Source organism: Pseudescherichia sp., from assembly GCF_031987975.1.
Taxonomy (GTDB): domain Bacteria; phylum Pseudomonadota; class Gammaproteobacteria; order Enterobacterales; family Enterobacteriaceae; genus Pseudescherichia.
Genome location: NZ_DALZYX010000007.1, coordinates 207,565 through 227,876, shown reverse-complemented (window position 1 = coordinate 227,876; position 20,312 = coordinate 207,565). Strand labels below are relative to the sequence as shown.

Annotated in this window: 15 protein-coding genes; 4 read left to right on the top strand and 11 right to left on the bottom strand. The window is 56.3% G+C overall.

The window, feature by feature from the left end; all coding sequences use genetic code 11:
* Positions 1-31: 31 nt before the first annotated feature.
* The 9 genes from lpxK to RTN40_RS14405 all read right to left on the bottom strand — a co-directional run bounded on the left by lpxK (position 32) and on the right by RTN40_RS14405 (position 11,591).
* Positions 32-1,009: a tetraacyldisaccharide 4'-kinase gene (gene lpxK / locus RTN40_RS14445; RefSeq protein ID WP_312229059.1), complete on the bottom strand. Its 978-nt coding sequence runs from the start codon at positions 1,007-1,009 to the stop codon at positions 32-34.
* Positions 1,006-2,754: a lipid A ABC transporter ATP-binding protein/permease MsbA gene (gene msbA, locus RTN40_RS14440; RefSeq protein WP_312229058.1), complete on the bottom strand. Its 1,749-nt coding sequence runs from the start codon at positions 2,752-2,754 to the stop codon at positions 1,006-1,008. Before msbA ends, lpxK begins: the two co-directional genes overlap by 4 nt.
* Positions 2,755-2,790: 36 nt before the next feature.
* Positions 2,791-5,055 (bottom strand): ComEC family protein, encoded by a 2,265-nt coding sequence (locus RTN40_RS14435; RefSeq protein WP_312229057.1) that lies wholly within the window; start codon positions 5,053-5,055, stop codon positions 2,791-2,793.
* 175 nt (positions 5,056-5,230) lie between these two features.
* Positions 5,231-5,518, bottom strand: coding sequence for an integration host factor subunit beta (gene ihfB / locus RTN40_RS14430; RefSeq protein WP_103819646.1), 288 nt, complete (start codon positions 5,516-5,518; stop codon positions 5,231-5,233).
* Between the two features lie 125 nt (positions 5,519-5,643).
* Complete coding sequence (gene rpsA, locus RTN40_RS14425) at positions 5,644-7,317, bottom strand: 30S ribosomal protein S1 (RefSeq protein ID WP_312210412.1); 1,674 nt, start codon at positions 7,315-7,317, stop codon at positions 5,644-5,646.
* 109 nt (positions 7,318-7,426) lie between these two features.
* Positions 7,427-8,110 carry a (d)CMP kinase gene (gene cmk / locus RTN40_RS14420; protein WP_312210411.1) on the bottom strand — a complete coding sequence of 228 codons (684 nt, stop codon included), beginning with the start codon at positions 8,108-8,110 and terminating at the stop codon, positions 7,427-7,429.
* Positions 8,111-8,295: 185 nt separating this feature from the next.
* The gene (gene aroA, locus RTN40_RS14415) at positions 8,296-9,579 is read right to left on the bottom strand and encodes a 3-phosphoshikimate 1-carboxyvinyltransferase (RefSeq protein ID WP_312229056.1); all 1,284 of its coding nucleotides are present in this window, start codon (positions 9,577-9,579) and stop codon (positions 8,296-8,298) included.
* A 69-nt stretch (positions 9,580-9,648) separates the two neighbouring features.
* A complete protein-coding gene (gene serC, locus RTN40_RS14410; RefSeq protein ID WP_312229055.1) occupies positions 9,649-10,737 on the bottom strand; it encodes a 3-phosphoserine/phosphohydroxythreonine transaminase in 1,089 nt (362 codons plus the stop codon).
* A 161-nt stretch (positions 10,738-10,898) separates the two neighbouring features.
* The gene (locus RTN40_RS14405; RefSeq protein WP_312229054.1) at positions 10,899-11,591 is read right to left on the bottom strand and encodes a DUF421 domain-containing protein; all 693 of its coding nucleotides are present in this window, start codon (positions 11,589-11,591) and stop codon (positions 10,899-10,901) included.
* Positions 11,592-11,729: 138 nt separating this feature from the next.
* Between RTN40_RS14405 and ycaO the strand changes: the two genes are divergently transcribed.
* The 4 genes from ycaO (at position 11,730) to pflA (ending at position 18,012) form a co-directional block, all read left to right on the top strand.
* A complete protein-coding gene (ycaO, locus tag RTN40_RS14400) occupies positions 11,730-13,496 on the top strand; it encodes a 30S ribosomal protein S12 methylthiotransferase accessory factor YcaO (RefSeq protein WP_312229053.1) in 1,767 nt (588 codons plus the stop codon).
* A 398-nt stretch (positions 13,497-13,894) separates the two neighbouring features.
* Entirely contained in the window at positions 13,895-14,752 is an 858-nt protein-coding gene (gene focA, locus RTN40_RS14395) for a formate transporter FocA (RefSeq protein ID WP_141092946.1), read from the top strand.
* 51 nt (positions 14,753-14,803) lie between these two features.
* Complete coding sequence (pflB, locus tag RTN40_RS14390) at positions 14,804-17,086, top strand: formate C-acetyltransferase (RefSeq protein ID WP_312210399.1); 2,283 nt, start codon at positions 14,804-14,806, stop codon at positions 17,084-17,086.
* A 185-nt stretch (positions 17,087-17,271) separates the two neighbouring features.
* Positions 17,272-18,012: a pyruvate formate lyase 1-activating protein gene (gene pflA / locus RTN40_RS14385; protein ID WP_312210397.1), complete on the top strand. Its 741-nt coding sequence runs from the start codon at positions 17,272-17,274 to the stop codon at positions 18,010-18,012.
* Between the two features lie 33 nt (positions 18,013-18,045).
* Here the strand turns inward: pflA and RTN40_RS14380 are convergent, their stop codons facing one another.
* The gene (locus RTN40_RS14380) at positions 18,046-19,194 is read right to left on the bottom strand and encodes an MFS transporter (protein WP_312229052.1); all 1,149 of its coding nucleotides are present in this window, start codon (positions 19,192-19,194) and stop codon (positions 18,046-18,048) included.
* Between the two features lie 253 nt (positions 19,195-19,447).
* On the bottom strand, positions 19,448-20,311 hold the full coding sequence (locus RTN40_RS14375; RefSeq protein ID WP_312229051.1) for a dimethyl sulfoxide reductase anchor subunit family protein: 864 nt from the start codon (positions 20,309-20,311) through the stop codon (positions 19,448-19,450).
* Position 20,312 lies beyond the last annotated feature (1 nt).

The following is a 20,312-nucleotide window of genomic DNA, read 5'->3' as shown; positions in this document are numbered from 1 at the left end:
TGGTTAACAGGGCGCTGTCGGCACTGTGCCGCTAGCGCACCAGAGTGAGCAGTTCCTGTAGCAGGCGTTCGGGTTTATCACCCTCCAGATGGGCATCAACCGGCAGATACCACCAGCTAGCGTCGGCAAAGGTGCGGCACTTGACCGCATCCTTCTCGGTCATCACCAGCGTCTGGCCGGGTTGAATAAACCCGCTGACCTGCGGATAGCTGAGCGCCTGATGATCGGCAAGCGCAATGCTTTTCTCGATCGCAACACCGCAATCGGCCAGGGTCTGGAAAAAGCGCGGCGGATGACCAATACCGGCCATCGCCACCACGGCAGGTAGTTCATCAACCGGGCGGCGCTCGCCGCTCTTCAGGTTTACGGCAAGGCCAGGCTGCAAACGCATCGGGATCTCTCCTGCCCGCGCCTCGCCGCCGTTGGTTATCACCGCATCGACGGATTGCAGACGTGAGGCCCGCTCGCGCATCGGCCCGGCAGGCAGCCACCAGCCGTTGCCAAAGCGGCGCGCGCCGTCGATCACTACAATCTCTTTATCCCGGGCGAGACGGTAGTGCTGGAGGCCGTCGTCGGTGACAATGAGTTGGAGATCGTGCGCGGCCAGCAGTGCTTTCACGGCTTCGCTGCGCTCCGGGGAGACCGCAACCGGTGCGCCGGTACGCTGATAGATCAGCACCGGCTCGTCCCCGGCCTGCTCCGTGGTCGTCTGTTGATCAAGAACCAGCGGATAGCGCTCCGCCTTGCCGCCGTAGCCGCGAGAGACTACGCCAACCCGTACGCCGCGCTGGCGCAGCTGCTCAACCAGCCAGATCACCACCGGCGTTTTGCCGTTGCCGCCCGCCGTAAGATTGCCCACAACGATAACCGGCACCGGCGCGCGCCAGGCTTTTTTAATGCCCAGCCGGTAGCAGAGGCGAATTGCCCCGCTCACCAGGCCATAGAGCCAGGAGAGCGGCAGCAACAGCAGCCACAGCGGCGATTCACCTGACCAGATGCGGGCTATCATGCGCCAAACTGCATCTTATGCAGCTGGGCGTAGACCCCCTGCTGAGCCAGCAGTTCGCCATGGCTCCCGCGCTCAACGATACGGCCGTCTTCGACCACCACGATCTCGTCTGCTTTCTCAATAGTTGAGAGACGATGGGCGATCACCAGCGAGGTACGGTTTTTCTGCAGCTCGTCCAGCGCGGCCTGGATAGCGCGTTCAGACTCTGTATCCAGCGCAGAGGTGGCCTCATCGAGGATCAGGATCGGGCTGTCGCGCAGCAGGGCGCGAGCGATGGCGATACGCTGACGCTGGCCGCCGGAGAGCAGCACGCCGTTTTCACCGATGATGGTATCGAGGCCGTTATCCATCTTGCTGATAAAGTCCATCGCATAGGCCATGCGGGCGGCGTTCTCGATCTGCTCCCGGCTGTACTCTTCAGTACGGGCGTAAGCAATATTGTTCGCCACCGTGTCGTTAAACAGGTGCACGTTTTGCGATACTAGCGCTACCTGATTACGCAGCGAGTGCAGCTTGTACTCGCGCAGATCGTGGCCGTCCAGCAGGATCTCGCCGCTGTCGGTGTCGTAGAAGCGGGTGATCAGGCTGGCCAGCGTCGATTTACCAGAGCCTGAGCGGCCCACCAGCGCCACGGTTTTGCCTGCGGCGATGTTCAGGTTGATATCGCGCAGCGCCGGGGTTTCACGACCCGGATAGGTAAAGGTGACGTTGCGGAACTCCACGTTGCCTTCGGCACGCTCAATTTCACGTTTGCCTTCGTCCTTCTCCTGCTCGCTGTCAAGAATAGCAAACAGCGTCTGGCAGGCTGCCATCCCGCGTTGGAATTGGGCGTTAACGTTGGTTAACGACTTCAGCGGGCGCATCAGGGCGATCATCGAGGAGAAGACGACGGTAATGGTCCCGGCGGTCAGGGTCTCCATCACGCTGGGGAAGCTCGCCGCATAGAGTACAAAGGCCAGCGCCAGGGAGGCGATAAGCTGAATAATCGGATCGGAGATCGACGAGGCGGAGACCAGTTTCATCCCCTGCAGGCGCATCTTATTGCTGACTTTGTCAAAGCGTTCGGTTTCGACCTGCTGGCCGCCAAACATCAGCACCTCTTTGTGCCCCTTCAGCATCTGTTCAGCACTGGTGGTCACCTGACCCATGGTGTTCTGCATATTTTTGCTGATGCTACGAAAACGCTTCGACACGACGCGAATAGCGATCGAGACGATGGGTGCCAGCACGATCAGAATGACCGACAGCTGCCAGCTGTAGTAGAACATCATGATAAACAGGCCGATGATCGATGCCCCTTCACGCACGACGGTGATCAGTGCGTTGGATGAGGAGGAGGCAACCTGTTCAGAGTCATAGGTGATACGGGAGAGCAGCGTCCCGGTGGACTGCTTGTCGAAGAAGGCGACGGGCATGCCCATCATGTGGCTGAACAGGCGGCGACGCATACCCATTACCACTTTGCCAGAGACCCAGGAGATACAGTAGCTTGAGATATAACTGGTGATCCCGCGCAGGATCATCAGGCCGATGATCACCAGCGGCATCCACAGCAGTACGGAGCGGTCCGTTTTGCCAAAACCGTCATCGAGAAGCGGTTTCAGAAGCGATAGCATAAAGGTATCGCTGGCTGCGTTGAGGATCAGTGCTACCCCCGCCACGAACAGACCCGCTTTGAAAGGTGCAATCATTGGCCAGAGGCGGCGGAACGTTTGCCACGTAGAGAGATCTTTGTCGTTATGCATTCAAAAAACCAGCACTTGTTGAAATAGCCGCATATTCTACCCGTTATCTGCAGGGACGCCAAACCGCTGATGATACCAGCGGGGTAAAAGTTGCTCGCGCAGGCTGAGGATCTTCCAGCCGTTACTGGAAAAATAGAGGCTCATTTGTCCTTCGTGCGGCGTGTCATACCAGCGGTAGCCCTGCTGTCGATAGCGGCGCATCACCTTTGTCGAGGGGAGCCGCCAGGCGTTGTAGCGCGAAGCGGAGGCCAGTGCCGCCTGTCCGTTTACCCGCTGTAACAGCGGCAGTGACGAAGAGGTGCTGCTGCCGTGATGCGGGACCTGGATAAGTGTAGCCTGAAGATGCTGCCAGTAGCGGCTGAGCATGCGCCGCTCGGCGGGCGCTTCGATATCGCCGGTAAGCAGGACGCTCTGGCGACCATCATCGACTTTAACTACGCAGGAGCCGTTGTTCCCCTTCGCCGCCTCCCCCGCCAGCGGCCAGTGCGCGGTAAAGGTTAGCCCCTGCCACTGCCAGCGCTGGCCACGAAAACAGGGCAGATGCCCGGCCCACCGTAGCGGGCTGCGGACGGTCATTTCCGGCCACGCTTTTTGCAGCGTCTCCAGTCCGCCCCGGTGATCGAGATGCTCATGGCTGAGGATAACGCCATCGGGCCGGAGATTGTGCCAGCGTAGCCAGGGAACGATCAGCTGCTGAGCGCTGTCCCCGCCGGGCCATGCCAGCCCGGTATCATAGAGTATGGCCCGCTGGTTGCGGGTAATCACCATCGCCAACCCCTGCCCCACGTCCAGCATATGTATGGCCCACTCGTCGCTGCGGGCAGGACGCCCACGTGGCAGTGCCAGCAGCATGGCAATCGCCAGGCACAGAAACGGCGCGTTGGCGTAGAAGCGCAGCCGCCAAAGCACTATCCCCACCCATGGCAACCAGACCAGCCCCAGCCAACGCTGGTCAATGTCATACCAGCCGTCCGGCAGCTGGCGTAAAAACCAGAACAGCAGCGCCAGGGTTCTGTCCGCCAGCAGCCAGCTACCGCTTTCGATTATTGCCGGCCCGCTCAGGTGCAGCAGCATTCCGGCCAGAATCAGCGGCACGGTGACAAAGGTCACCAGCGGTACGGCAAGCAGATTGGCAACGATTGAGGTCAGGCTAATGCCATGGAAGATCGTCACCTGGATGGGCAGAAGCAGGATCATCATCCCCGCCTGCAGATGCAGCAGGCTCAGAACGCTGCGCGCAATACGCCCGCCGGGCAGATACGGTAGCGGAAACCACTGATACCAGAAGATCAGGGCGGCGACGGCGAAGGCCGAGAGCCACAGGCTCTGGGAGAGGATGGCAACAGGATCGATAAACAGGATCGCCGCTACGCAGCAGAGCCAGACCTGCCAGGGCGACCACTGCCGACCCGAGAGGCGCAGCGCGCTCCAGACGGCGAGAGAGACAACCGTGCGCAGAGCCGGAGGCTGCATACCGGTAAGCCAGGCGTAGTAAGCGGCGCAGGCAAGGCCAAACAGCAGCGGCAGCCGCCAGCTAATCCTGTTACCGGGGAGAAAAAACTGCACGCCGCGCATCAGCAGCCAGCCCAGCGTTGCCGCCAGGGCAATATGCAGACCCGAAATAGCCATCAGATGTGCGGTGCCGGTCTCGCGCATCAGCGCTTTAACATCAGCACCGAGCGCGGTGCGCTCTCCCATTCCCAATCCCAGCATAACCGACTGCCATGCATAGGGTGCCAGGGTCGCGTTCAGGGAGGCAAGATAGCGGGCGCGCAGGTCACAACGGAGATCGATCGGCATGGCATGGGTAAAACGCCCGGTAACGGGACGATGCTGGGCCAGGGCATAGCGCTGGGTGTCAAAGCCACCCTCGTTAAGCTGCCCATGTACGGCACGCACCTTCAGCGTCATCTCCCAGCGCTGTCCGGCACAGCCCGGCTGCGGCAGGTACTGCCCGTACAGGTTGATTCCCGGCGCGGGAACAAGTTGCCTGCCGTCCAGCTGCTCGATAACGCCCCGGTGCGCGGTCATCGTATCGGTAGCCATAATCTTGACTACCGCCCGCCGGGCCCCCCCCGGCAGCGCCTGTGCTGGCCAGAGAGCCTCCTGCGCCGCCAGCAGCCCCCAGGCAAAAAAGAGCAGCCACAGCGCCAGCCAGCGTACGCTCCGCCAGCGCATAAAACCCAGCATGCTCCCAACACCAGTGATGGCTATTATCTTGCTTATCTCTGGCAGAGCCGGAAGCCATAGCAGGGGCAGAACGGCGGTAATTAGACAAAACGCAACGGCGGGCAGACCCATAGCCACCTCCTTGTGCCGCGATTATGCAGGCACTGGACGGTGCTGTCGGCAAGGGCTTCGCGATTTTACGAGGCGGCTTCAGAAAGAGGGGAAAAATTGTAGAGGTGAGAAATGAAAAAAGCACCCGTAGGTGCTCTCTTCAGAGAAGTACGTTTTCGCCGCTACGGCGTAAAACCTACCCTTCGTAAATGTTGGCGCGGTCGCGCAGTTCTTTACCCGGCTTAAAGTGCGGAACGTATTTGCCTTCCAGATCCACTTTATCGCCCGTTTTTGGGTTACGCCCGGTGCGAGGTGCCCGATAGTGCAGAGAGAAGCTGCCGAAACCGCGGATCTCGATGCGCTCACCCTGGGCCAGGGTCGAGGCCATATGCTCCAGCATCTCTTTCACGGCGTCTTCTACAGACTTAGCCGGAATATGAGATTGTTGGCTTGCAAGTCTTTCGATCAATTCTGACTTGGTCATGATTCCTCCGGTTTCCTTAATCAGGAATATTCACTAACAGCAGATTAGACAAGGGCGGCCGTAGCCGCCCTTTGTTATTGATTACAGGACTAATCTTGTAATCTGTCAAGCTACCCGAGGGTAACTTATTCGCCTTTCGCTGCTTTGAACGCTTCAGCCATAGCGTTAGAGAAGTTGCCTTCTTCCTGTTTGTTGTTAACAGAAGCGATTGCATCTTTCTCGTCAGCTTCGTCTTTAGCACGAACAGACAGGCTGATGGCGCGGTTCTTACGATCAACACCGGTGAACTTAGCTTCAACTTCGTCGCCAACGTTCAGAACCAGAGTTGCGTCTTCAACGCGGTCACGGGAAGCTTCAGAAGCGCGCAGGTAGCCTTCAACACCGTCGGCCAGCTCTACGGTTGCGCCTTTCGCGTCAACTGCAGTCACTTTACCGGTTACGATTGCGCCTTTCTTGTTCAGGGCAACGTAGTTGTTGAACGGATCTTCTGCCAGCTGCTTAACGCCCAGGGAGATACGCTCGCGCTCTGCGTCAACCTGCAGAACAACCGCAGCGATTTCGTCGCCTTTTTTGTATTCACGAACTGCTTCTTCGCCTGCAACGTTCCAGGAGATGTCAGACAGGTGAACCAGGCCGTCGATGCCGCCGTCCAGGCCGATGAAGATACCGAAGTCAGTGATAGACTTGATTTTACCTTCAACACGGTCGCCCTTGTTGTGGGTTTCCGCGAACTGCTGCCATGGGTTATTTTTGCACTGTTTCAGGCCCAGGGAGATACGACGACGTTCTTCGTCGATATCCAGAACCATCACTTCCACTACGTCGCCAACGTTAACAACTTTAGACGGGTGGATGTTTTTGTTGGTCCAGTCCATTTCGGAAACGTGCACCAGGCCTTCAACGCCTTCTTCGATCTCAACGAAGCAGCCGTAGTCGGTCAGGTTGGTCACGCGACCGGTCAGCTTGGTGCCTTCCGGGTAACGTTTAGCGATAGCTACCCACGGATCTTCGCCCAGCTGTTTCAGGCCGAGGGATACACGGGTACGCTCGCGGTCGAACTTCAGCACTTTAACAGTGATTTCGTCGCCAACGTTCACGATTTCGCTTGGGTGCTTAACGCGTTTCCATGCCATGTCAGTGATGTGCAGCAGGCCGTCAACGCCGCCCAGATCAACGAATGCACCGTAGTCAGTGAGGTTCTTAACGATACCTTTAACTTCCATGCCTTCCTGCAGGTTTTCCAGCAGCTGATCGCGCTCTGCGCTGTTTTCAGACTCGATAACCGCACGACGGGAAACAACAACGTTGTTGCGTTTCTGGTCAAGCTTGATCACTTTGAACTCAAGCTCTTTGCCTTCCAGGTGCAGCGTATCGCGTACCGGACGTACGTCAACCAGGGAACCTGGCAGGAACGCACGAATACCGTTCAGCTCAACAGTGAAGCCACCTTTAACTTTGCCGTTGATAACACCGGTAACAGTTTCAGCGTCTTCGTATGCTTTTTCCAGCGTGATCCAAGCTTCGTGACGCTTAGCTTTCTCACGGGACAGCAGGGTTTCACCGAAGCCGTCTTCTACTGCATCCAGAGCAACGTCAACTTCGTCACCAACCTGGATTTCCAGCTCGCCCTGGGCGTTTTTGAACTGCTCAGCCGGAATGGCAGACTCAGATTTCAGACCGGCGTCAACCAGTACGATATCTTTGTCGATAGCAACAACAACACCACGAACGATGGAACCCGGGCGGGTTTCGATTTCTTTTAAGGATTCTTCAAAGAGTTGAGCAAAAGATTCAGTCATGTTTAATCTTCAGGTTAATATAACGTCCACCTGGCTCCATGCCGGATGGGGTTGTTTCACATACCCACTGTCACTCCGTTGCAGCGGGGGTACTACAAATTCGGTCGCTTTAAGCGAGAGCCAACTTTTGGCGCGCGTATTGTAACGCTTTTTCAATCACTTGCTCAATGCTTAAACTGGTGGAATCCAGAACTAATGCATCGGCAGCAGGGACCAGCGGCGCTACAGGGCGATTACGATCGCGATCGTCGCGTTCTTTGATCTCGGCCAAAAGGCGTTCAAAGTTAACACTAAAGCCCTTCTCCTGCAACTGCAGCATGCGGCGATGCGCGCGCTCTTCCGAGGAGGCGTCGAGGAAAATTTTCACCGGCGCGTCCGGGAACACTACCGTGCCCATATCACGGCCGTCGGCGATCAGGCCCGGCAGCTCGCGGAACCCGCGTTGGCGGCGTAGCAGCGCTTCACGTACGCGGGGAAATGCAGCGACCTGAGACGCGGCATTGGCCACCTCCTGGGTACGGATTTCACCGCTCACGTCTTCGCCCTCAAGGATCACCTCCAGCCTGCCGTCGGTGGATACAAAGCGGACGTCGAGATGGGCAGCCAGCGGGACCAACACCTCTTCCGAAGTGACGTCCACATGGTGATGCAGCGCGGCCAGCGCCAGCACGCGATAGATCGCACCCGAGTCGAGAAGATGCCACTGCAACGCTTCAGCCATCGCCTTGCACAGCGTCCCTTTGCCTGCACCGCTTGGCCCATCAATGGTGATTACCGGGGCAGTTGCCGCCATCTTTTTCTCCTTATTAAAGGCTTACCATGAACGTAAACGCCGCGCATTATACGCGCCAACGTACGCAACTGTTATCTTTGCGTGTAAATAACGGAATTTATGAGACTGAGTGTAGAAGAAATGGGCGAAGATGAGTGTGAGAAAGCGTAAGGAAATGCCGCATCAGAGGATGCGGCAGCAATATATCATGCTAAGGTGCTAATACGCGCCAGCTGGTCGAAATAGTCCGGGAAGGTTTTCGCAGTACACTTCGGATCCAGGATAGTGACCGGTGTGTCTGACAGCGCCACCAGCGAGAAGCACATCGCCATTCGGTGATCGTTGTAGGTGCCAATTTCCGCGAACTGCAATTTCGCAGGCGGCGTGACGCGAATATAGTCTTCGCCCTCTTCTACTTCCGCACCCACCTTGCGCAGCTCGGTCGCCATGGCAAACAGGCGATCGGTCTCTTTCACGCGCCAGTTATAGATGTTGCGCAGCGTGGTGGTGCCGCTGGCAAACAGCGCAGCGGTGGCGATAGTCATTGCCGCATCCGGGATATGGTTCATATCCATATCGATAGCCTTCAGCTCGCCGCGCGTGCAGGCGATGTAATCCTCGCCCCATGTCACGGTCGCGCCCATCTTCTCCAGCACGTCGGCAAAGCGAATATCGCCCTGCACGCTGTTGCGCCCAATGCCGGTCACCTTAACGGTGCCGCCTTTAATGGCCGCCGCCGCCAGAAAATAGGAAGCCGATGAGGCATCGCCCTCTACCAGGTAGTGGCCCGGAGAGCGGTACTGCTGCCCGCCGCGGACCACAAAGCGCTGGTAGTGCTGGTTCTCTACCTCAACGCCAAAGGTCTTCATCAGATGCAGGGTGATGTCGATATAGGGTTTGGACACCAGCTCGCCTTTAATGGCGATCTCGGTGTCCTGCGACGCCAGCGGCGCGGTCATCAGCAGCGCGGTAAGAAACTGGCTCGAGACGCTGCCGTCTACCGCCACCTGGCCGCCGGTAAAGCCGCCACGAAGGCGCAGCGGCGGATAGTTTTCCTGCTCAAGATAGTCGATCTCTGCTCCGCCCTGACGCAGCGCATCCACCAGATGACCAATCGGACGCTCTTTCATGCGCGGTTCGCCGGTCAGCACAATGTTGCTGCTGCCCAGACACAGCGCTGCTGCTAGCGGACGCATCGCCGTACCGGCATTGCCGAGAAACAGCTCAACTTCTTCAGCAGACCGTAGCGCGCCGCCGTTGCCGGTCACTTCACAGCGGGTACGATCGTCAGAGAGCGTGTAATGAACGCCTAACGCTTTCAGCGCATTGAGCATATGGCGCACGTCATCGCTGTCCAGCAGGTTAGTGAGGACGGTAGTGCCGTTTGCCAGCGCAGCCAGCAGCAGAGCGCGGTTTGAGACACTTTTAGACCCAGGCAGATTAATGGTGCCATCTACCCGCGCGATAGGTTGTAACGTCAGGGATTCCATGAAACTAAACTCTCAACTCAACATAATAAAAACCCCGCAGCAGGCGTGCGGGGGTGAAAAACAGCGCGATTAACCGTGGCGGCGTTCGAAATCGATCATGAAATCGGTTAGCGCTTTAACGCCTGCCAGCGGCATCGCGTTATAGATAGAGGCACGCATCCCGCCTACCACACGGTGGCCTTTCAGCGCATGCAGACCGGCAGCGAAGGACTCTTCCAGGAAGAGGCTGTCGAGCTTGCTGTCCGCCAGCTGGAACGGAACGTTCATGCGGGAGCGGTTCGCTACTGCTACGTCGTTACGGTAGAAGTCGCTGCCGTCGATAACGCCATACAGCAGTTCGGATTTTTGCTGGTTAATAGCGTTCATTGCCGCGACGCCGCCGTTTTGCTTCAGCCACTTGAACACCAGGCCAGAGAGGTACCAGGCGAAGGTCGGCGGGGTGTTGAACATGGAGTCGTTGTCGTTCAGCACGCTGTAATCCAGAATCGACGGGCACGATTTGTGGGCTTTCCCCAGCAGATCCTCGCGCACGATCACCAGCGTCAGGCCCGCCGGGCCGATGTTTTTCTGCGCACCGGCATAAATCACGCCGTAGCGGCTGACATCAAGCGGCGCGGAAAGAATTGTTGAAGAGAGATCCGCAGTCACGATCACGCTATCGTCAAAGTTTGGCTCTTCATGAATGGCAATGCCGTCGATGGTCTCGTTCGGGCAGTAGTGCAGATAGGCCGCATCGCTGGAGAGCTGCCATTCACTCATCGGCTTAACGGCGCGTAGGCCGTCAACGGTGACTTTGGCATCAATAACGTTTGGCGTGCAGTATTTATGCGCTTCTTTTACCGCGCTGGCGGCCCAGTAGCCGGCGTCAACGTAATCCGCTGTGGTTTTGTCGCCCAGCAGGTTTAGCGGAATGCCCGCGAACTGGCCGCGGCCGCCGCCGTGGCAGAACAGAACCTTATAGTTCTCAGGAATAGCTAACAGGTCACGAAAGTCTTGCTCTGCCTCTTCCGCGCACTGGATAAACGGCTTACCGCGGTGGCTTATCTCCATGACCGATGTGCCAAGACCTTGCCAGTCGCAAAGCTCCTGCTGAGCCTGCTTAAGCACCTCTGTCGGCAACATCGCCGGACCAGAACTAAAATTAAAGACCTGTGTCATTTCCTCTCACCACGCTGAAAGCAATAAGTTATTCCTGTGACATCGGTTGTACCATTGCGCGCCACGCGCCGCAACGGGTATTCCGACGAGGGGAGGAAATGTGCGCTCAGTCACATAGCAGATTATTTTGCAGCGTTCTTTAGCGGTGGCGAAAAAACCTGTCAGGTGATGCGAATCGCCCGGCTGGCCTTCGTCCATTCTGGATTTTTGCAGCGCGGACAAGGTTGTTGCTCTCCTGCCTGCATCACGATCACCTCGCTGCATTTTACGCAGGCATAATCGCCCGTCTCCGGCGCGACGATAAAGCGCGGCACAATCCCTGCTGGCAGCAGTGAAAGCCCAGGGCGTACGTCTTCATCACGGTAGAAGTAGGTGCTGATCTGCCCGTTAGTCTCCATAATAGCTAGCCGAATCTGCCCCAGCTGCTCTACGCCATTCACCCGCAGCTCCATAAAGAACTCAACCTCGGTCAGGTTTGCCGCTTTCAGCTTGTCCCACGCCAGCTCGCCCTCCTCCACGATGATAATCGGCTTACCCTCCAGCAGATCTTCCAGCTTCTCGCTATGGGACATTAGCCACATCACCAGACGGTAGCAGAGCGCCAGCGAGATAAAGACTACCAGCACCGGCAGCATCGGCACGTCGTCATAGAAGGCGACGTCCCCCGCCGCAGAGCCGAGGGTCAGGATGATGAGTACCTCAAAAAGCGACATCTGCCGTACGCCGCGCCGCCCGGCTATCTTCAGAAACAGAAAAACGAGGATAAAGGTGTAGACGCTGCGCAGGGCGACCTCGCCCAGAAAGTCGAGCGGCGCCTTGTCCAGTATCATGCGTTGCAGATCGAATGCTTTCATTTTCTTATGCCTAAACAGGAGGTTACTTACTGTAATCATAGCCCGTGCTTTTATTTTCGCCCCCCGGCGCAGGAAGATAGCGTCATTCACCTAAAACCCGTATGATTGCGCGCTTTCCGTACGAATAAAGTGACGCCCATGACGCAAACATTTATCCCCGGCAAAGATGCCGCCCTGGAAGACTCCATCGCTCGCTTCCAGCAGAAACTGCTCGATCTTGGCTTCGATATCGAAGAGGCCTCCTGGCTGAACCCGGTTCCGAACGTCTGGTCCGTGCATATCCGCGATAAGGCCTGCGCACTCTGCTTTACCAACGGTAAAGGCGCAACCAAAAAGGCAGCGCTGGCTTCCGCCCTCGGCGAGTATTTCGAGCGTCTTTCTACTAACTACTTCTTTGCCGACTTCTGGCTGGGCGATGAGATCGCTAACGGCCCGTTTGTGCACTACCCGAATGAGAAGTGGTTCCCGCTGCCAGAGGATGACTCCCTGCCGGAAGGCATTCTCGACGCCCGCCTGCGCGCGTTTTACGATCCAGAAGGTGAACTGGCCGCCGGTATGCTGATTGACCTGCAGTCCGGCAACGAAGATCGTGGCATCTGCGGTCTGCCGTTTACCCGTCAGTCAGATCAGCAGACGGTCTACATCCCGATGAACATCGTTGGCAACCTCTACGTCTCCAACGGCATGTCCGCCGGTAACACCCGTAACGAAGCCCGCGTGCAGGGTCTGTCGGAAGTGTTTGAGCGTCACATCAAGAACCGCATCATTGCCGAGAGCATCAGCCTGCCGGAGATCCCACAGGTGGTACTGGACCGCTACCCAGGCGTGGTGGAGTCTATTGCTACCCTGGAAGCGGAAGGTTTCCCGATCTTTGCCTACGACGCTTCGCTGGGCGGCAAGTACCCGGTTATCTGCGTCGTGCTGTTTAACCCGGCTAACGGCACCTGCTTCGCCTCCTTCGGTGCGCACCCGGACTTTGGCGTGGCGCTGGAGCGTACCGTTACCGAGCTGCTGCAGGGCCGTGGCCTGAAGGATCTCGACGTCTTTACGCCGCCAACCTTTGACGATGAAGAGGTTGCCGAGCACGCCAACCTGGAGACCCATTTTATCGACTCCAGCGGCCTGATCTCCTGGGATATGTTCAAGCAGGACGCTGACTATCCGTTCGTAGACTGGAGCTTCTCCGGCACCACCGAAGAGGAGTTCGCTACCCTGATGGCGATCTTCCGTGCCGAGGACAAAGAGGTCTACATCGCTGACTACGAGCATCTGAGCGTTTACGCCTGCCGTATTATCGTGCCGGGCATGTCGGACATCTATCCGGCAGAAGATCTCTGGCTGGCAAACAACAGCATGGGCAGCCATCTGCGCGAAACCCTCCTTGCCCTGCCGGGCAGCGAGTGGGAGAAAGAGGCCTACCTCGATCTCATCGCCCAGCTGGACGAAGAGGGTCACGATGACTTTACCCGCGTGCGCGAGCTGCTGGGTATTGCCACCGGTAAAGACAACGGCTGGTACACCCTACGTATTGGCGAGCTGAAGGCGATGCTGGCTCTGGCGGGTGGCGATCTCGATCAGGCTCTGATCTGGACCGAGTGGACGATGGAGTTCAACGCTTCCGTGTTTACTCCAGCGCGTGCGAATTACTACCGTTGCCTGCAGACTTTGCTGCTGCTGGCGCAGGAAGAGGATCGCCAGCCGCTGCAGTACCTGAATGCCTTTGTACGCATGTACGGCGCTGAAGCGGTTGAAGCGGCCAGCGCGGCAATGAGCGGTGAAGCACCGTTCTACGGCCTGCAAGCGGCAGACGGTACGCTGGCGGCCTTCCCGGCTCATCAGTCGCTGCTGGCGGCCTACGAAAAGCTGCAGCGTGCTAAAAAAGCATTCTGGGCAAAAGAAGCGTAAATAACACTATAAGCTGTAGGCGTATCTCTATAGCCAGGCTATATTATGGGGCAATTTTATTGCCCCGTTTTTTATATATTTTTGCAGTAAATTATAAATGTAATAATTAGGTTACTCATAAGTAATATTCTTTATTAATACTCAGGCGTATTGTTACTTTTTTGCAGAATTACTCCATTGTAATTAACGCGGCAGCAGCGACAACAAAGAAATATTCAAAATATTTTATAATTCTTAAAATTTATTTATTAATTTAAAATCAACTAGTTACGCATAAAAACACCTAAAGCCACAGCATCGAAGAGGTTATAAGACGGGCGAGATATGATCCATATCAAGTTCTCTCCTATAATGCTTTGTTAGTATCTCATCGCCAACTTAATGAAGAGAGAGTTAGTGTGAAAGCTGACAACCCTTTTGATTTGATACTTCCCCCTGCGATGGCAAAAGTTGCCGAAGAGGCGGGTGTCTATAAAGCGACAAAGCGTCCGATGACGACGTTCTTCCTGGCAATCACCGCCGGGGTGTTCATCTCCATCGCCTTCGTTTTCTATATTACCTCCACCACCGGTACGGCCGCGATGCCTTACGGCGTTGCCAAACTGATTGGCGGGATCTGCTTCTCACTGGGCCTGATTTTGTGCGTTATCTGCGGTGCGGATCTCTTTACCTCGACGGTACTTATCGTGGTGGCAAAGGCCAGCGGCAAAATCACCTGGGGCCAGCTGGCACGCAACTGGATCAACGTTTACGTTGGCAACCTGGTTGGCTGTCTGCTCTTTGTGCTGCTGATGTGGCTCTCTGGTGAGTACATGACCGCTAACGGCGGCTGGGGGCTTAACGTCCTGCAAACCGCTGACCACAAAATGCACCATACTTTTATTGAGGCCGTCGCCCTCGGCATTCTGGCAAACCTGATGGTCTGTCTGGCCGTGTGGATGAGCTACTCAGGCCGCAGCCTGATGGACAAAGCCATGATTATGGTTCTGCCGGTCGCCATGTTTGTTGCCAGCGGCTTTGAGCACAGTATTGCAAACATGTTCCTGATCCCACTGGGTATCGTGATTCGTGATTTTGCTACGCCGGAGTTCTGGACCGCAGTCGGTTCATCTCCAGACAATTTTTCTCATCTGACCGTGATGAACTTCATTACCGATAACCTGATCCCCGTTACAATTGGGAACATTATTGGTGGGGGTTTACTGGTTGGGTTGACATACTGGGTCATTTACCTGCGTGGCGATAACCATCATTGATGGCTGTCCCAGGCAGTAAATAAAAAATCCACTTAAGAAGGTAGGTGTTACATGTCCGAGCTTAATGAAAAGTTAGCCACAGCATGGGAAGGTTTCGTTGAAGGTGACTGGCAGAAAGCGGTCAACGTCCGTGACTTTATCCAGAAAAACTACGCTCCTTACGAGGGCGACGAATCTTTCCTGGCCGGTGCAACTGAAGCTACCACCACGCTGTGGGACAAAGTGATGGAAGGCGTCAAACTGGAGAACCGCACCCATGCGCCAGTTGATTTCGACACCTCTGTTGCTTCCACCATCACCTCTCACGACGCTGGCTACATCAACAAAGCGCTGGAGAAAATCGTTGGTCTGCAAACTGAAGCACCGCTGAAACGTGCCATTATCCCGTTCGGCGGTATCAAAATGGTTGAAGGTTCCTGCAAAGCGTACAACCGCGAGCTGGACCCGATGCTGAAAAAGATCTTCACCGAATACCGCAAGACCCACAACCAGGGCGTTTTTGATGTCTACACCAAAGATATCCTGAACTGCCGTAAGTCCGGCGTGCTGACCGGTCTGCCGGACGCCTACGGCCGTGGCCGTATCATCGGTGACTACCGTCGCGTTGCGCTGTACGGCATCGATTTCCTGATGAAAGACAAATATGCCCAGTTCGTCTCTCTGCAAGAGAAGCTGGAAAACGGCGAAGATCTGGAAGCGACTATCCGTCTGCGTGAAGAGATCTCCGAGCAGCACCGTGCGCTGGGCCAGATCAAAGAGATGGCAGCAAAATATGGCTGCGATATCTCCGGTCCGGCGACCACCGCTCAGGAAGCCGTTCAGTGGACCTATTTCGGCTACCTGGCCGCGGTGAAATCACAGAACGGTGCTGCCATGTCCTTTGGCCGCGTCTCTACCTTCCTTGACGTTTACATCGAACGCGACCTGAAAGCCGGTAAAATTACCGAGCAGGACGCGCAGGAGATGATTGACCACCTGGTCATGAAGCTGCGTATGGTTCGCTTCCTGCGTACTCCTGAGTACGATGAGCTGTTCTCCGGTGACCCGATCTGGGCAACCGAATCCATCGCTGGTATGGGCGTTGATGGCCGTACGCTGGTTACCAAAAACAGCTTCCGTTTCCTGAACACCCTGTACACCATGGGGCCGTCTCCGGAGCCGAACATCACCGTACTGTGGTCTGAAAAACTGCCGCTGGGCTTCAAAAAATACGCAGCGAAGGTCTCTATCGACACCTCCTCCCTGCAGTATGAAAACGATGACCTGATGCGTCCTGACTTCAACAACGACGACTACGCTATCGCTTGCTGCGTAAGCCCGATGGTTGTTGGTAAGCAAATGCAGTTCTTCGGCGCGCGTGCTAACCTGGCGAAAACCATGCTGTACGCTATCAACGGCGGCGTTGACGAAAAACTGAAAATCCAGGTAGGTCCGAAATCTGAACCAATCAAAGGCGATGTTCTGAACTTCGACGAAGTCATGGATCGCATGGATCACTTCATGGACTGGCTGGCTAAACAGTACGTGACTGCTCTGAACATCATCCACTACATGCACGACAAGTACAGCTACGAAGCTTCTCTGATGGCGCTGCACGACCGTGACGTTATCCGCACCATGGCCTGTGGTATCGCTGGTCTGTCCGTTGCGGCTGACTCCCTGTCTGCTATCAAATATGCGAAAGTAAAACCGATTCGTGATGAAGATGGTCTGGCGACTGACTTTGCAATCGAAGGTGAATACCCGCAGTTTGGTAACAACGATTCACGCGTTGATGACCTGGCGGTTGACCTGGTTGAACGTTTCATGAAGAAAATTCAGAAACTGACCACCTACCGCAACGCTATCCCGACCCAGTCCGTTCTGACCATCACCTCTAACGTCGTGTATGGTAAGAAAACCGGTAATACCCCGGATGGTCGTCGCGCTGGTGCGCCGTTTGGCCCAGGTGCTAACCCAATGCACGGTCGTGACCAGAAAGGTGCCGTTGCCTCTCTGACCTCCGTTGCGAAACTGCCGTTCGCTTACGCTAAAGATGGTATCTCCTACACCTTCTCTATCGTGCCGAATGCGCTGGGTAAAGATGATGAAGTGCGTAAAACCAACCTGGCAGGCCTGATGGATGGCTATTTCCACCATGAGTCCTCTATCGAAGGCGGTCAGCACCTCAACGTCAACGTCATGAACCGTGAAATGCTGCTTGATGCGATGGAGCACCCGGAAAAATATCCGCAGTTGACCATCCGTGTTTCCGGTTACGCGGTACGTTTTAACTCCCTGACTAAAGAACAGCAGCAGGACGTTATCACCCGTACCTTCACGCAAACCATGTAATGGTTGACTGAAAAAGCGTACAATAAAGGCTCCACGATCGTGGGGCCTTTTTAGTAAACGCGCCCTCTCCTACGAGCCTGCTTTGCCAACTGTCCTGCCCGGGGCCGCTGGCAAAACAGACTTAAACATAGCGGAAAGCTGTGCAAATACAGGCCCGGGATGGGCCATATCCGGAGAACCTCGCAATGTCAGTTATCGGTCGCATTCACTCCTTTGAATCCTGTGGCACAGTTGATGGCCCGGGGATCCGCTTTATCACCTTCTTTCAGGGCTGCCTGATGCGCTGCCTCTACTGCCACAACCGTGATACCTGGGACACCCACGGCGGCAAAGAGATCACCGTTGAAGAGCTGATGAAAGAGGTCGTGACCTATCGCCACTTTATGAACGCCTCCGGCGGCGGCGTAACGGCATCCGGCGGTGAAGCAATCCTGCAGGCTGAGTTTGTGCGCGACTGGTTCCGCGCCTGCCATCAGGAGGGTATTCACACCTGTCTGGATACCAACGGCTTCGTACGTCGTTACGATCCGGTCATCGACGAACTGCTGGAGGTCACCGATCTGGTGATGCTCGATCTCAAACAGATGAACGATGAGATCCACCAGAATCTGGTCGGCGTATCCAACCACCGTACGCTGGAGTTCGCCCAGTATCTGTCGCAGAAAAACGTTAACGTCTGGATCCGCTACGTGGTGGTACCGGGCTGGTCAGACGACGATGACTCGGCGCACCGCCTGGGCGAGTTTACCCGCGATATGGGCAACGTTGAGAAGATTGAGCTGCTGCCCTATCACGAGCTGGGCAAGCACAAATGGGTGGCGATGGGCGAAGAGTACAAGCTTGACGGCGTCCACCCGCCGAAAAAAGAGACCATGGATCGCGTGAAAGGCATCCTTGAGCAGTACGGCCACAAGGTGATGTATTAACAAAAAGCCCGGTCTACGCCGGGCTTTTTTATATCAGGCGTGCGCCACAGGCGTCGGATGCTGGCCCGCTTTACGCAGCAGCATCATCAGGTAGATGAACGACACGCTGGCGATCATGACAAAGAGCAGGTTGTCGGAATAGTTCTGCATCAGCATTGAGGTCAGGGTCGGCCCCAGCAGACTGCCCACGGTGTAGCTAAGCAGCAGCGCCTGGTTCATCGCCACCAGCTGATGCGGCTCCACTTTCTCACAGGCCCAGGCCATCGCTACCGGGTAGAGCGTAAAGCCAGCCGCTCCCAGCACGAACAGCGCCGGAGCCATCGCGGCGTTGCCAAGCATCGCCAGACAGCCGACGATCACCACAAAGACCTGCACGCGCAGCACCAGCAGGCGGCCAAAGCGATCCGCCAGCTTACCCACCGGCCACTGACCGAAAATACCGGCGCTGATCAGCACCGCCATCCAGAAGCCGATCCCGGCATCGCTAACGCCATGGTGGTTCAGCCACAGCGGCATCAGGCCATACAGCGAGCCAAGAATAATACCCGAGATGACGCAGCCGTTAACACCCAGACGCGCCTGGCGCAGCCGCAGCATCGGCCACATCGTCGTCGCCTCCTGATGCTCGCTATGCTCGTTGACAATGCGGGTAAAGAGCATCGGCAGAATAGCGGCAAGGATCAGCGCGGTAGCCCAGGGGAGAACCTGCATCAGCCCGGTCGGCAATTTGCTGACCATCAGCTGGCCCAGCACCGTACCAACGTAGTAGATCATCATATAGGCAGCCAGCAGGCGGCCACGGTTGCGGGAGGTGCCGCTGCACATCAGGCCGCTCTCTACTACCACCCAGATCATTGCACAGCCAACACCAGCAACGAACCGCCATATCATCCAGCTCCAGAAGCCCACCATCAGGCCCATCCCGACACAGCCAGCAGCAAAAATCAGCGAGGCAATGTAGTAGCTGCGATTAAAGCCGAAGCGTTTGATCAGGCGTCCGCAGAGCAGCGTGCCTAACAGGTTGCCGGTAAAAAAGGCAGAGCCAACCATACCTACCTGCCACGTCGGCAAGTTTTCATGGGCGAGCCAAAGCGGCACGAGCGTATTTAGCGTCGCGATTGACAGAGTCAACAACAGCAGGCCACAGAGCAACATAAGCACTGGGCGAGTATAGATAGGCATGGATATAAACCGTGAGGAAGTTCTGATTTCGAGCGCATCATGCCACTAGCAAAAACATTGTCAATCGGCCTGAATGGCCGTAATACGCCCTTTTTGACCGATCGATTTGAAATACTGATTATCAACGAGAAAACGCAGCGGGATAATATCATTAACTAAATGATTATATTGTGAATATCAAAATATCCCGGGCCTGCGTTTAGTCGAAAAATTTCATGGTTAAGGCCGCCTGAATTTTGCGGTCTCTTTACCTTTAGCCAGCAACCGCCATCCCTACGGTCATATGCAGGCCGTAAAAGACGCCGCGACCAATTAGCTCCCCTACCAGCAGCAGTACAAATGCCATCGAGAGCAGCGGCACCGCTGGCACTTTTCCGGCAACCTGCGGTACGATCCAGCAGCACAGGGCCACCGCAAGCACGACGGTACGCCACGCCATTAAAGAGCCGTAATCAGGCACCAGGGCAGATGCCTGCTGTACGGCGCTGTGGATCGTCGCTAACTCAGCGCCCTGCATGACGGACACAATAGCGCTGGCAATCAGAGCCAGAACAGAGACCGCTGGCAGCAGGCGCATCGCCCAGCCATCGATCCCGGCGATACGCAAAAGCAGATAGCCCAGCAGCGGTCCCCCCATCAGCATGGTCAGGAAGAAGCTCAGCGGTGTCCAGACGCTGTACCAGGTGGGTACCGTATCGATGCTGTTATAGACGCGCACCATCATCCAGACAAAAACCACGCCCAGTATCATCGTGACCACCAGCCAGAGCGCGCGTACCCCTGGAGCCAGCTTGCGCACCACCGCCAGCAGCCAGCCTAGCCCACCCACGGCAAAAAAGAGCGACCCGCTGGCGATCTCATTGCTTAAGGGGGATGCGCCTAGCCGGTTAAGGGAGTTGAAGGCGCGTATCGGCGAGCCAAGGTGCAGCACGGAAGCGATAAACCCAATTCCCATCAGCACCCACAGCCCCAGCATACCGGCAATAATCCGCTGCTGCGCCACGGGAGCAAGCCCCCCTTTCAGCAGAGCAAATGCCAGAACGATAAAACCGCCTACTACACACTGCCCGAACACCGTAAAGATCATTAACGGCCACTCATGCCATCCGCTTCCCATC